Genomic DNA, 13,002 nt, shown 5'->3' on the forward strand with positions numbered 1-13,002 from the left:
CCTCCCAGGCCAAGAAATCCTCCCATAGCGGGGGATCTACATCGACCGTACGGAGGATTCGCATTTCGCGCTCATCTCGCATCGTGGGATGACGTGGTCCGGCCGCTGGCATGGCCGTACAGCATGCCTTATCGTCGTTGCTGTGACCCGCTATTTCGCGTTTACCGAGCCGGCTCCGGTCGAGTCGGTCGCATGCACGTGATCTAGCGACCGTTTTCGGAGCCGGCACCCAGGCAGAGACCCTTGTCTCTGCCTTTCCTGCTTTCCAGGCCTGTTCGACGTTCGTCAAGTCGCCCACGCCGGTTCCGGCTGCGGACCCGGCCGAGCATCCGGGAGATGCGTCCATGACATTCGCCGCCCACATCCACCGCGGAGCTGTGCCGATCGGCGACCTCAGGGTCGGCGCCGGCCCGGCCGTGCTGATCGGCGGGGCCGCTCACACCGCGCCCGACGCGCGCTGGATCTCCCTGCGCGAGCACCACGGGCGCCGTGACGCCGGCGACGCGGTGCGCGAGGCGCGGGCGGCCTTCGCCGGGCCGCTGCTCGTCGAGCCGTTCTCGGCCGGCGACCTGCCCGCGGTCCAGGCAGCGGCCGACGGCCTGGTGATCGGCGGGGAGTGGATGCAGGACTTCGGCCTCGTGCGGGCGGTCGCGCGGCTGGGGTTGCCGGTGGTCGTACGGCGGGGGCCCGGGGCGACTCTGGAGGAATGGCTGGCGATCGTGGACTACTGCGTGGCCGAGGGCAACGACGAGGTGGTGCTCTGCGAGGGCGGCAGCCGCACCCACACGTTGGACCTCACGTTGATGCGGGAGGCGCGTGAGCGTTCGGGGAGGCCGGTGCTGGCCTGGCTGGGCGATGACGCCGGCCTCGCGGGCGCGGCGGTCGCGGCCGGGGCCGACGGGCTCATGCTCGCGCCGGAGTGCGGCCGCGACGCCGTGGCGGCGGCGCGCGAGGCGGTCACGCTGGTCGGCGCGATCCTCAGAGAGGAGTCCCCCGAGACGGTGGTGGCCGCGCGGCGGGCGATCGACCGTGTGGACGCCGCGCTGGCCACCCTGCTGGAGCGCCGTGCCGCGCTGGCGGGCACCATCCAGCGGTTGAAGCCCGTCGGCGGGTTCGCCGGTCGTGACATGGACCGTGAGCGGCGCCTGGTGGCCGCCATGGCCGAACGTGCCCCCACACTGGGCGAGCCCGGCCTGGCGCCGATCATGAACGCGGTGATAGAGGCGGGGTTGCGTCTGGCGGAGGAACGGGACCGCTGAGCAGCGGCGGCGGTCCGGTGGCCGGGGGCCGCGGCGCACGCCCCCGGCGCGCCTTCACCAGGTGCCAGCCGAGCGCGATGGCGATCGCGAGCAGCGGGATGCTGTAGAACGCGATGCGCTGCGGCTCGTCGGCGAAGGCCATCAGCACCACCACCAGCGCGAGCATCCCGAGGGTGAGCCAGTTGGTGTATGGCGAGCCCGGCATGCGGAAAGACGGCCGGGCGATCTCGCCGCGCAGGGCGGCCCGGCGCAGCCTGATCTGGCAGAACAGCAGCGTGCCCCACGTCGTGATGACACCGAGGGAGGCGATGGCGATGGCGATGTCGAAAGCCTGCTTCGGCACCAGATAGTTGAGGAACACCCCGCCGAGGAAGACCGCCGCCGTGAGGGCGATGCCGCCGTAGGGCACATGCCTCCTGCTCATCCTGGAGGTCACCGCGGGTGCCTCGCCCTTGAGGGCCATGGCGCGCAGGATGCGCCCGGTGCTGTAGAGGCCGGAGTTGCACGACGAGGTGGCGGCGGTGATGACCACGACGTTCATCGCGTCGCCCGCCCACGGCACGCCGAGCGAGTTGAAGACCGTGACGAAGGGCGACTGGTCTCCGGAGTATGCCGTCCAGGGCAGCACCAGGGTGAGGAGCAGAACCGACCCCACGTAGAAGATCGCGATACGCCAGACGACGCCGTTGATGGCCTTCGGCATGACCTGGTGCACGTTCTTGGTCTCGCCCGCGGCGATTCCGACGAGTTCGATGCCGGAGTAGGCGAAGATCACGGCTTGGAGGCTCATGACCACGATCGGCAGTCCGTGCGGGGTGAATCCGCCGCCGGCGCCGAGGTTGTGGACTCCGGCGTCGTTGACGGAGAAGACCACCAGCCAGGTGCCGACGAAGAGGAACAGGGTGATCGCCAGCACCTTGAGCAGGGCGAACCAGAACTCCAGCTCGCCGAAGAGCCGCACCGACAGCAGGTTGACCGCCAGCACCAGGACGAGCGCGCCGAGGGCGACGACCCACTGGGGAACGTGAGGAGCCCATTTACTGAAATAGGTGGCGATAGCCGTGAGCTCGGCGATGCCGGTGAAGGCCCAGTTGATCCAGTACATCCATCCGCTGGCGAAGCTCGCCCACGGGCCCACGAACTCGTGGGCGTAGTCCACGAACGACCCCGACGTGGGCCGGTGCAGGACAAGCTCACCGAGCGCCCGCATCACGAAGAACGCCGCCACCCCCGCCACGGCGTAGGTCAGCACGAGCGCCGGCCCGGCGGCCGCGAGACGCCCGCCCGAACCCAGGAACAGGCCGACGCCGATCGCCCCTCCGATCGCGATCATCCGGACCTGCCGGCCGCTCAGGACAGGGCTGTAGCCTGGTTCCACTAGCTCTGAGGCCATTGATGTTCCCCCGGTGTTTTCCCTGCTCAAAACGGTTGAGCGGGTTACAGGTCAGACCTTAGGGCGCGGTGGGCCTCCGGGCCCCGCTCAACACGCGTAGGCTCTGACGCACCGCACGAACTAGGGGAGCGCATGGGCGAGTCGTTTGTTCATCTGCACGTTCACACCGAATACTCCATGCTCGATGGAGCTGCCCGGTTGAAGCAGATGTTCAAGCAGGTCGGTGACTTGGGGATGCCCGCGATCGCGATCACCGACCACGGCAACATGCACGGCGCCTACGACTTCTACAAGCAGGCCACGGGCGCCGGCATCAAGCCGATCATCGGCATCGAGGCCTATGTCGCGCCCGCCGCCCGGCACCACAAAAAGCAGGTCACCTGGGGTGAGCCCCACCAAAAGAGTGACGATGTGTCGGCGGGTGGCTATTACACGCACATGACCATCTGGGCGAAGAACCGGACCGGTCTGAGCAACCTGATGAAGCTCTCCTCACGTGCCTACACCGAGGGGTTCGTGCGCAAGTGGGCGCGCATGGACGCCGAGTTGCTCGCCGAGCACTCCGAGGGCCTGATGGCCACCACCGGGTGCCCCTCGGGCGAGGTGCAGACCCGGCTCCGGCTCGGCCAGGAGGAGGAGGCGCTCAAGGCGGCGGCGAAGTTCCGCGAGATCTTCGGGCCCGACAACTATTACCTGGAGATCATGGACCACGGGCTCGACATCGAGCGCCGGGTCCGCGACGGCCTTACCGACATCTCCCGCAAGCTCGGCATCCCCCCGCTGGTCACCAACGACTCGCACTACACCTACGAGTCCGACGCGGCGAGCCACGACGCCCTCCTGTGCATCCAGACCGGCAAGCAGCTTGCCGACCCAGACCGGTTCCGCTTCGACGGCAGCGGCTACTACATCAAGACCGCCGACGAGATGCGCGCGGTCGACTCCTCCGAGCTGTGGCAGGAGGGCTGCCGCAACACTCTGCTCGTGGCGGAGAAGGTCGACCCGGAGGGCATGTTCGGGTTCAAGAACCTCATGCCCACCTTCCCGGTGCCCGACGGCCAGTCCGAGGAGGGCTTCTTCCGGGAGCAGGTCTGGGAGGGCATGAACCGCCGCTTCCCCGAGGGGGTCGACGAGCGGCACCGGACCCAGGCCGAGTTCGAGATCGACGTCATCTTGAAGATGGGCTTCCCGAGCTACTTCCTCGTGGTCGCCGACTTCATCATGTGGGCCAAGCACAACGGCATCCGCGTCGGCCCCGGCCGAGGCAGCGCCGCCGGCTCGCTCGTCGCCTACGCGCTCGGCATCACCGACCTCGACCCGCTCCCGCACGGCCTGATCTTCGAGCGGTTCCTCAACCCCGACCGCGTCTCCATGCCCGACGTCGACATCGACTTCGACGAGCGCCGGCGCGCCGACGTGATCAGGTATGTCACGGAGAAGTGGGGCGCCGACAAGGTCGCGATGATCGCCACCTTCGGCACCATTAAGGCGAAAGCGGCCATCAAGGACGCCGCGCGCGTCCTCGGTTATCCGTACGCCCTGGGCGACCGGGTCTCCAAGGCCTTCCCGCCCTCCGTCATGGGCAAGGACATCCCGCTCACCGGCATCTTCGACTCCGATCACCCCCGCCACGCCGAGGCCGGCGAGCTGCGCAAGCTTTACGAGGAGGACGTCGACGTCAAGTCGACGATGGACCTCGCCAAGGGCCTCGAAGGCCTGATCCGGCAGACCGGTGTGCACGCCGCCGGCGTCATCATGTCGTCGGAGGTGCTGACCGACTACATCCCGATCATGCGCCGCGACTCCGACGGCGCGATCATCACGCAGTTCGACTACCCGACCTGCGAGACGCTCGGCCTGCTCAAGATGGACTTCCTGGGCCTGCGCAACCTCACGATCATCGACGACTGCCTCAAGATGATCGAGGCCAACACCGGCTCCATGATCGACCTGCTCAAGCTGCCGCTCGACGACCGCAAGACCTACGAGCTCCTCGGCCGGGGCGACACCCTCGGGGTGTTCCAGCTGGACGGCGGCGGCATGCGGTCGCTGCTGCGGCTGATGAAGCCCGACCACTTCGAGGACATCTCCGCCGTCGGCGCGCTCTACCGCCCCGGCCCAATGGGCGCCAACTCCCACACCAACTACGCGCTGCGCAAGAACGGCCAGCAGGACATCGTCCCGATCCATCCGGAGTTCAAGGAGTCGCTCGCCGACATCCTCGACACGACCTACGGCCTGATCGTCTATCAGGAGCAGGTCATGGCCATCGCCCAGCGCGTCGCCGGCTTCTCGCTCGGTAAAGCGGACCTTCTCCGCCGCGCCATGGGCAAGAAGAAGAAGGCCGAGCTGGACAAGCAGTTCGAGTCCTTCGAAGGGGGCATGAAGGCCAACGGCTACTCCGCCGACGCCGTCAAGACGCTCTGGGACATCCTTCTCCCCTTCTCCGACTACGCCTTCAACAAGGCGCACAGCGCCGCCTACGGCCTGGTGTCCTACTGGACCGCCTACCTTAAGGCCAACTATCCCGCTGAATACATGGCGGGCCTGCTCACCTCGGTCAAAGACGACAAGGACAAGAGCGCGCTCTACCTCAACGAGTGCCGCCGCATGGGCATCAAGGTCCTGCCGCCGGACGTCAACGACTCCGACTCCGACTTCACCCCGCGCGGCACCGACATCCGCTTCGGCCTGTCCGCCATCCGCAACGTCGGCGCCAACGTCGTCGAGGCCATCGTCGCCGCCCGCAAGAGCAAGGGCCGCTTCGGCGACTTCAAGGACTTCCTCCGCAAGGTCTCGGCGATCGTCTGCAACAAGCGGGTCATCGAATCCCTCATCAAGGCCGGCTCGTTCGACTCCCTGGGCCACGTGCGCAAGGGCCTCGTCCTCATCCACGAACAGGCCGTCGACGCCATCATCGACATCAAGAAGAACGAGGCCATCGGCCAGGACTCCCTGTTCGGCGCCGTCGAGGGCGCCGAGGACCAGACCTTCGACGTGCAGATCCCGCCCGGCGAATGGGACAAGACCACCATCTTGACCTTCGAACGGGAGATGCTCGGCCTTTACGTCTCCGACCACCCGCTCCTCGGCGTCGAACACATCCTCGCCGCCGGCGCCGACTGCTCCATCGCCGCCCTCCAGGACGAAAGCCGTCCCGACGGCCAGACACTGACCGTCGGCGGCATCCTCACCGGCCTCCAGCGCAAGGTCACCAAAAAGGGCGACACCTGGGTGCTCACCACCCTGGAGGATCTCGAAGGCGCCATCGAGGTCATGATCTTCCCCTCGGCCTACCAGCTCTGCTCGACCATCCTCGCCGAGGACGCCATCGTCTTCGTGAAGGGCCGCCTGGACAAACGCGAAGACGTCGCCAAAATCATCGCCATGGAGGTCACCGCCCCCGACCTCACCGTGGAATCCGGCGGCCCCCTGGTCGTCAGCCTCGCCCTCAACCGCTGCACCCCCCCGTTGGTGGGCCAGTTCCGCGAGGTCCTCACCACCCACCCCGGCACCACGGAGGTCCACCTCCACGTCCACACCGGCCCGAAAACCACGGTCATGCGCCTGGACGACCGCCTCCGCGTGACCCCCTCCCCGGCTTTGATGGGCGACTTGAAACAACTCCTCGGCCCTTCCTGCCTGGTCTGACTCGGCTTCGTACAGCACAGCCTCGTTTGGAGGCTGTGCCGTACGTTTTGGCGGCACGGCGTATCGCGGTCGCCTTCCTCGGAGCCGACCTGGCAATATCAGGAGGGGAGGGAGACACCATGAACTTCGATCGAATCACCGTCGAGCCCGACAAGCTCGAAGGCAAGCCCACCGTCCGTGGCCTGCGAATCACGGTTGAGACGGTGGTACGTCTTGTTGCCGGTGGATGGACCTTCGACGAGATCCTCACGGACTACCCAGATCTGGAACGCGATGACATCAAACAAGCGCTTGAGTACGCTGCGGCATCAACGAACGTCCACTTCTACCGTCTCCAAGAGCCGGCGTGAAATTCCTGGTTGATGAAAACCTCTCACCTCGCGTTGCCGAACTCCTGAACAAAGCTGATCATAATGCGATCCATGTGCGCGACCTTCGGGCGACGAGCGCACCCGATACGACGATCATGGAACTCGCTGTTGCGAGCGGCCGGGCAATCGTCTCCGCAGACACGGACTTCGGTGCGCTCCTGGCACACACACGTGCGACTGAACCTTCTGTGATTCTTGTACGAGAACTGATTGAGCTGCGTCCACCCGACTTGGTCGACGTCATCGTGGCGAACCTTGCGGTCCTCGACAGCCATCTTCAAGCAGGCGCCGTTGTGGCTTTTTCCACCAGAGGCATCCGGGTGAGGGCTCTCCCGCTGCGATAAGCCTGCAGTGGCCAAACATGCCCGACCTGTTTGTCGTTAATGGGTGCTTTCACGCCTAAGGGATTTCCGTCGACAAAGCTGTCGCGGGCAGGTAAAAACCGCTGTTGGGCAGGTCAAGCTTGTTGTGGTGTGGGTTTGGAAAGGATCTCCGGGTCGCACTTTCTTGACCGTGACCACCACCGATGATGCCCATGAGCACCCCGGCGAGCCCGGTGTTCGTTCGGTGCGGCGGGTGACGGTGGGGATGGCGGCCGGGCTGGGGATCGCGGGGGTGCTTGGGGGGATTCTGGTCGCGGGGATCGCGTTGCCCGTGGTGGGGGGTGGGGGAGTCACCGTCAAGCATGTGGCCGACCTGTTCACCAAGTTGCCGCCGCCGCCCTCTGAGGATCCGCTCTCGCAGCGTACGGTGCTGCTCGACAAGAACGGCACGGAGTTCGCCACGTTCTACGAGAAGAATCGCACGGTCGTTCCCCTGGCCGCGGTGGCGCCCGTCATGCGGCAGGCCATTTTGGCCATTGAGGATTCCCGGTTCTACGAGCACGCCGGGCTCGACATCAAGGGCACGTTCCGTGCGCTGATAGCCAACACCCAGGCGGGGGGAATCCGCCAGGGCGGGTCGTCGCTCACGCAGCAGCTGGTGAAGAACATTCTGGTGGAGAGTGCCGAGTCGGAGGCCGAGCGGGATCGGGCGCGGGCGCCGAGTATTCAGCGCAAGCTCAACGAGTTGCGGCTGGCACTTGCGATGGAGAAGAAATACACCAAGGCCGAGATCCTCGAACGCTATCTCAACATCTCCTACTACGGTGCCGGCGCGTTCGGGGTCGAGGCAGCCGCCCGGCGGTTCTTCTCGACGACCGCCGCTCAGCTCACGCTGGCTCAGGCGGCCACGCTGGCCGGTGCCGTACGCGCTCCCGCCACGACCGATCCGGCGCTCGGCAGGCAGCGGCAGCGCCGGCTCACGGAGCGGCGGGATCTGGTGCTGGACCGTATGGCCGAGCTGCGCATGGTGAGTACGGCACAAGCCCGGGCGGCCAAACGCAGCCCTCTCGGGATCAAGCTGCAACCGGCCCCCGGTGGGTGCTTTGAGAGCAAATATCCGTTCTTCTGCCTTTATGTCTATCGAGAGCTCCAGAACAACCCCGTCTTCGGTCACACCAGAGCCGAACGCCTGCGCCGCCTCGCCGTAGGCGGCCTCACCCTGACCACCACCCTCGACCCCCGCGTTCAGAAAGCAGCCCAGCGCGCCATCTCATCCCGGGTCGACCCCGCCGACACCGAGGTGGCAGCCGAGGCCATGGTGGAACCCGGCACCGGCCGGGTGCGGGCTTTGGCCGCCAGCAAACGCTACGGGGCCAACCCAGGCGGGCGGAAACTCGGCCCGGCCACGACCTACAACCTCCCCGCCGACGCGGCGCACGGCGGCGGCCAGGGCTTCCAGGCCGGATCGACGTTCAAGGTCTACACGCTGGCCACCGCGCTCAAAAAAGGATGGCAGTTCAACCAGGGCTTCAACACACCTGGCAGTTACGTGCCGAGCAGGGGCTTTCGCAACTGCAAAGGAGTGCCGGTGAACGATCCGGGCTCCGTCATCCACAATGCCAGCGGAGAGGGCAAAGGCGGCCCGCACAGCCTGGCCACCGGCACCTGGAACTCCGTCAACATCTTCTACATGATGCTCGAACGCGAGGTCGGGCTCTGCGACGTCGTCAAAACCTCACGCTCGCTCGGCATCACCCGCGCCGACGGCAAAGCCCTGCGGGAGGTGCCGACCTTCACGCTCGGCATCAACGAGATGGACCCGCTGACCGTCGCCGCGTCCTTCGCCACGTTCGGCGCCAGGGGCCGCTATTGCCGCCCGGTCACCATCGTCGAGATCACGGACAGGGACGGTAACCGTACCCCCATCTCCTCAAGCTGCTCCCAGGCGCTGGAACCGGAGGTGGCCGACGCCGTCAACTGGGTGCTGCGCGGCGTGTTCGCCCGCGGCACCATGAAAGGCCAGAGCATCGGCCGCCACGCGGCGGGCAAGACCGGCACCACCGACGGCTACACCTCGGCGTGGTTCGCCGGCTACACCCCTGACCTGGCCGCCGCCGTCAGCATCGGCGACCTGCGCGGCTCCTACCGCCACCCGCTGCGCGGCGTGACCATCGGCGACACGTATTACGGCTCGGTCCAGGGAGCCTCCCTGCCCGGCCCCATCTGGGTGGACTCCATGAGCGAGGCCCTGGCCGGCAGCGCCGGCACCCCCTTCACCCGCCCCGACATGGCCCGCTTCGGCGGCGGCCACACCCCCGGCCTCGAACGCGCCGAACGCGAGGAAAGCGATCGCCGCCGAGACCGCCGCGGCGACCGGCGCGACCGCGACCGCGACGAATTCGACGACTACGACCACAGCTTCGAACGCGAGATGGCCGACCAGGAGGCAGGCATCTTCGGTGAGGGCTGGCGATGGCCGTGGGACGACTGATCCGCCGCCCGTGACGACGACGGGCTTTCGTGTAGAACCACAGGGGGAAAAATGACTGTACGGAGCATCCGATCCGTTGTCGTGTACGCGGCGGCGGTGCTGCTGGCGGGGGCGACCCTAGTCGGTTGCGGCAGCGACAGGGACCTCGCCGCCAGACCCGGCAACGCGATCAACGCCAACCCGGCGACCGCCGCCCCGGCGTCCCCGCCCGCCGACGGCGAGTTTCACGGTCCGTGCCCGACCGCGGGCAACGCCCGGCGTTTCGCCAAGACCCGCTTCGCGCTCCACGGGGGACTCGCGCTCGGGGCCTTCTACCGCTATATCTACCAGCCGCTCCGCAGCGGCGGCTTCAAGGAGGGCGCGGAAAAGCGCAAGCGTACCTTCGTGAAGGCGGCCATCGCAGGCGCCTTCGCCCTCCACGAGCTGAGGGTCGCCAAGGGCTTCGCCATGAGCAACCCGACCCTCTGCAAGGCCGTCGAGGGCGTCACCACGAAGGTCACCGCCCTCACCGACAAACTGAAGGGCGGCACGGCCACCCCGGCCGACCTCGAGGGCGTCAAGTCCTCCATCAACGACATGAAGGGCAGCGCCACCAAGAACGGCTTCCCGGTGAAGGAACAACCGGTCACCATCCCCGGCGCTAGCTGACGTTCCCGACAGATGTCGCCTGCGAGAGAGCGGTAGCGAGAGCAGGACATGACCGGTGCCCTGAGCACGATCGCTGACCGCTCTCTCACAGATGACGAACGTTGGACTACCAGCCTGCCTGCTCAGGGTGATCGATTCTGGTGGTGACGGGGATAGCGTTCTTCTTATGAGTGCTCGGCCTGCCGAGGATGATCCCCGGGACCCGCAGGTGATCCTTCGTGGGCTGCCTCTGCGGGAGCGGGCGGAGTTCCTCTGTTAATACCGCGAGGCGGTCGAAGCGGCGCGTGACTATGTCGCCCGCTACAAAGACCTTTCCCGGTTGTTGCACAGGTGGAGCATGGTCGTGGTGACCGCTTCCCGCCCCGGATACTACGAAGCGATTGAGGAGGCCAGGTCGGGCCACGCTACGACGGCTCCTCTCGCGGAGGCGATCTCCGTGGAGTTGTCCCGTCGGCGGTGACGTTCCGACCTGACCTATCTGAGCGGCGCTGTCCCCATTCGGGGAATTTCCTGCGGACGCTCCTGCGGCGGCCCTGGCGCCGACGTCTGGGACGATCCCTACGGCCCGCTGACGAGCATGGCCACCGGTGATTCGCAGTTGTCGGCCCTGCTGCCGGTGGAGCGGCTTACGGCCCCGCCCTCACCGACGGCGGGCCGGCTTCGGGGAAGGGCGCGGGGCGATCTCCTTCCTGATGTTGGGTGCGGTTGAAGTGGAGGGGTTCACCGGGGTGGGAGTTTTTCCCTGCGCAGGTTGAGGCCCAGGGAGGCGAACTGGTCGAACGGGTGGTGGTAGCCGCGTTCGATGTGGTGGACGCCGCGCAGGGTGGAGGTGCCGTCGGCGACGGCGGCGGCGAGGACGGCGGAGAAGCCGGCGCGGATGTCGGGGAGGGTGACGTCGGCGCCGCGGAGTTTGGAGACGCCGCGGACGACGGCTGAGTGTTTGGCGTTGGTGTCGTGGTAGCGGCAGGCAGGGCCGCCCAGGCACACGTTGAAGACCTCGATCTCGCAGCCGAGTTTCTGCAGGGCCGGCACGTAGACGAGACGGTTCTCGAAGACGGTTTCGTGCAGGACCGACATGCCCTGGCTCTGGGTGAACAGGACCATGAGCGGTGTCTGCCAGTCGGTCATGAAGCCGGGATGGGTGTCGGTCTTTACGGCTGCCGCCCGCAGGCCGTCGGGGGCCGAGGCGGTGAGCCAGTCGTCGGTGATCTCGAAGCGGGCGCCCATGCGGGCCAGGGTGGTGATCGCGGTGACGAGGCGGTCCTGGGGGCAGCCGTGGACACGGACGGAGCCGCCGGTGATGAGGCCGGCGACGAGGTAGGAGAAGGCTTCGATGCGGTCGCCGGCGAGCCAGGTGGAGGCGCCGTGGAGTTCTTCGACGCCTTCGATGACGATGCGGCGGTCGGGGCTGAGTTCGATGCGGGCGCCCATGCGCTGGAGGAACAAGGCGAGTTCCACCACTTCGGGTTCCATGGCCGCGCCCTTGATCACGGTCTTGCCCTCGGCGAGGACCGCGGTCATGAGGATGGTCTCGGTGGCGCCGACGCTCGGGTAGGGGAGTTCGATGCGGGTGCCGTGGAGGCGCCCGGCTTTGGCGGCGATGCCGGTGTCGCCGACCTCGACCTCGGCGCCCATGGAGCGGAGCGCCTCGACGTGGAAGTTGACGGGGCGGCGGCCGATGGGGTCGCCGCCGACGAGAGGTACGAAGGCCTCCCCGGCCAGGTGGAGCAGCGGGCCGAGCATGAGGATGGGGATCCGGTTGAGTCCCGTGAAGGCCTCGGGCACCCGGGGGTTGATCTCCGGGCCCCTGGTCACGGTGATCTCGTCTTTGGTGATGTCGACATGGATGCCGAGTGCTTCCAGCATCGCGGCGGTGATGCCGACCTCGCCCACTTCAGGGGCGTTGTGGATGGTGCTGTCGCCGGTGCCGAGCATGGCGGCGACCATATGTTTGGAGACTCCGTTCTTGGATCCGCGTACAACGACGTCGCCGTGGAGCGGACCGGAGGGTTCTATCAGCCACACCTCTTGTTCGTTCACGTGAAAAGCGTAGGGCCGTCCGTTGGTCGATAGCATCAGGCGGGTCCGGCCCACCTCGGTTAGAGGAGTGAGCACTTGCGGCATTTGCGGGAGTTCGCGGTGACCGTGTTCGTGCTGGCGGTCCTGGGAGTGATCGCGGGGTTCGTCTGGGCGGCGACCGCGCCGCGGACCTTGTTCGTCAGTGGTCCCGACGGCGACGTGCCGGCCGATCCCACGACACAGACACTCATCGCCGCCGACGGCTGGTTCGCGGTGGTGACCGGTCTCCTAGGACTGGCGAGCGGCATTGTCGGACATGTCCTGAGCCGGAAGCGGCCCCTCCCCGTCGTGGTGGGGCTGGCAGTCGGAGGGATGGGGGCCTCGCTGCTCACCTTCGGGGTGGGCAGGGTCGTCTGCCTCAGCGCGCCCGTGCAACTGGCCGCGGGGCCGACGGGGACGACGACGACCGCCCACCTCGTGCTCACCGCCCATGGGGTGCTGATGGCCTGGCCGTTCCTGGCGGTCGGGGTGTTCTTCGCGATCGAAGGCGTGCTCGCCTATCGCGAGTCTCCCCTGCGCAAGCCGTACGGAGGGCAGGCGCCACCGCTCTTTCCGGTCTTCCGCGGCGCTTTCCCCCCTAAGGCGGATCTGGCCTCCAACTCCGACTCGTCCGGCAAAGGCCCTGCGGACCCCGTACCCGAGTCACGGGACTGAGGCCTGCCGTGCGCCGCCCGTCAGCTCGACGGGCCGTGCGATGGTGCGCGTTCATCTGCCCGGCAGCGCTGTGCGGTGCCGCGTTCATGTGCCCGGTAACGCCGGGCGGCGGCGCGCTCACGCGCCCGGCAGC

9 protein-coding genes are annotated in these 13,002 nt (G+C 67.3%); 7 read left to right on the forward strand and 2 right to left on the reverse strand.

The features are described from left to right. The first annotated feature begins 344 nt into the window (after window positions 1-344). Window positions 345-1,259 (forward strand): chorismate mutase, encoded by a 915-nt coding sequence (locus Ssi02_RS39570; RefSeq protein ID WP_204020698.1) that lies wholly within the window; start codon window positions 345-347, stop codon window positions 1,257-1,259. On the opposite strand, the gene Ssi02_RS02755 is transcribed toward Ssi02_RS39570, so the two are convergent. After that, window positions 1,204-2,592 (reverse strand): amino acid permease, encoded by a 1,389-nt coding sequence (locus tag Ssi02_RS02755; RefSeq protein WP_239128548.1) that lies wholly within the window; start codon window positions 2,590-2,592, stop codon window positions 1,204-1,206. The genes Ssi02_RS39570 and Ssi02_RS02755 overlap by 56 nt on opposite strands. A gap of 192 nt (window positions 2,593-2,784) precedes the next feature. Between Ssi02_RS02755 and dnaE the strand changes: the two genes are divergently transcribed. The 5 genes from dnaE (at window position 2,785) to Ssi02_RS02780 (ending at window position 10,136) form a co-directional block, all read left to right on the forward strand. Next, entirely contained in the window at window positions 2,785-6,303 is a 3,519-nt protein-coding gene (gene dnaE / locus Ssi02_RS02760; protein ID WP_204020700.1) for a DNA polymerase III subunit alpha, read from the forward strand. 35 nt (window positions 6,304-6,338) lie between these two features. Then, window positions 6,339-6,653, forward strand: coding sequence for a DUF433 domain-containing protein (locus Ssi02_RS02765; RefSeq protein ID WP_204020702.1), 315 nt, complete (start codon window positions 6,339-6,341; stop codon window positions 6,651-6,653). Beyond that, complete coding sequence (locus Ssi02_RS02770; protein WP_204020705.1) at window positions 6,650-7,018, forward strand: DUF5615 family PIN-like protein; 369 nt, start codon at window positions 6,650-6,652, stop codon at window positions 7,016-7,018. Before Ssi02_RS02765 ends, Ssi02_RS02770 begins: the two co-directional genes overlap by 4 nt. 169 nt (window positions 7,019-7,187) lie before the next feature. Beyond that, complete coding sequence (locus Ssi02_RS02775; protein WP_239128597.1) at window positions 7,188-9,488, forward strand: transglycosylase domain-containing protein; 2,301 nt, start codon at window positions 7,188-7,190, stop codon at window positions 9,486-9,488. Window positions 9,489-9,539: 51 nt separating this feature from the next. Then, the gene (locus Ssi02_RS02780; protein WP_204020707.1) at window positions 9,540-10,136 is read left to right on the forward strand and encodes a hypothetical protein; all 597 of its coding nucleotides are present in this window, start codon (window positions 9,540-9,542) and stop codon (window positions 10,134-10,136) included. 720 nt (window positions 10,137-10,856) lie between these two features. Here the strand turns inward: Ssi02_RS02780 and murA are convergent. Beyond that, a complete protein-coding gene (gene murA / locus Ssi02_RS02785; protein ID WP_239128549.1) occupies window positions 10,857-12,176 on the reverse strand; it encodes a UDP-N-acetylglucosamine 1-carboxyvinyltransferase in 1,320 nt (439 codons plus the stop codon). Window positions 12,177-12,251: 75 nt separating this feature from the next. Here murA and Ssi02_RS02790 point away from each other — a divergent pair, with 75 nt between their 5' ends. After that, complete coding sequence (locus tag Ssi02_RS02790) at window positions 12,252-12,869, forward strand: hypothetical protein (protein ID WP_204020711.1); 618 nt, start codon at window positions 12,252-12,254, stop codon at window positions 12,867-12,869. The last annotated feature ends 133 nt before the right edge of the window (window positions 12,870-13,002 follow it).

This window comes from Sinosporangium siamense, from assembly GCF_016863435.1.
Lineage (GTDB): Bacteria > Actinomycetota > Actinomycetes > Streptosporangiales > Streptosporangiaceae > Sinosporangium > Sinosporangium siamense.

What these genes read in the sequence shown, in the direction of transcription:
- Ssi02_RS39570 (WP_204020698.1), top strand. Translation starts at nt 345, where the DNA reads ATGACATTCGCCGCCCACATCCACCGCGGAGCTGTGCCGATCGGCGAC.
- Ssi02_RS02755 (WP_239128548.1), bottom strand. Translation starts at nt 2,592, where the DNA reads ATGATCGCGATCGGAGGGGCGATCGGCGTCGGCCTGTTCCTGGGTTCG.
- dnaE (WP_204020700.1), top strand. Translation starts at nt 2,785, where the DNA reads ATGGGCGAGTCGTTTGTTCATCTGCACGTTCACACCGAATACTCCATG.
- Ssi02_RS02780 (WP_204020707.1), top strand. Translation starts at nt 9,540, where the DNA reads ATGACTGTACGGAGCATCCGATCCGTTGTCGTGTACGCGGCGGCGGTG.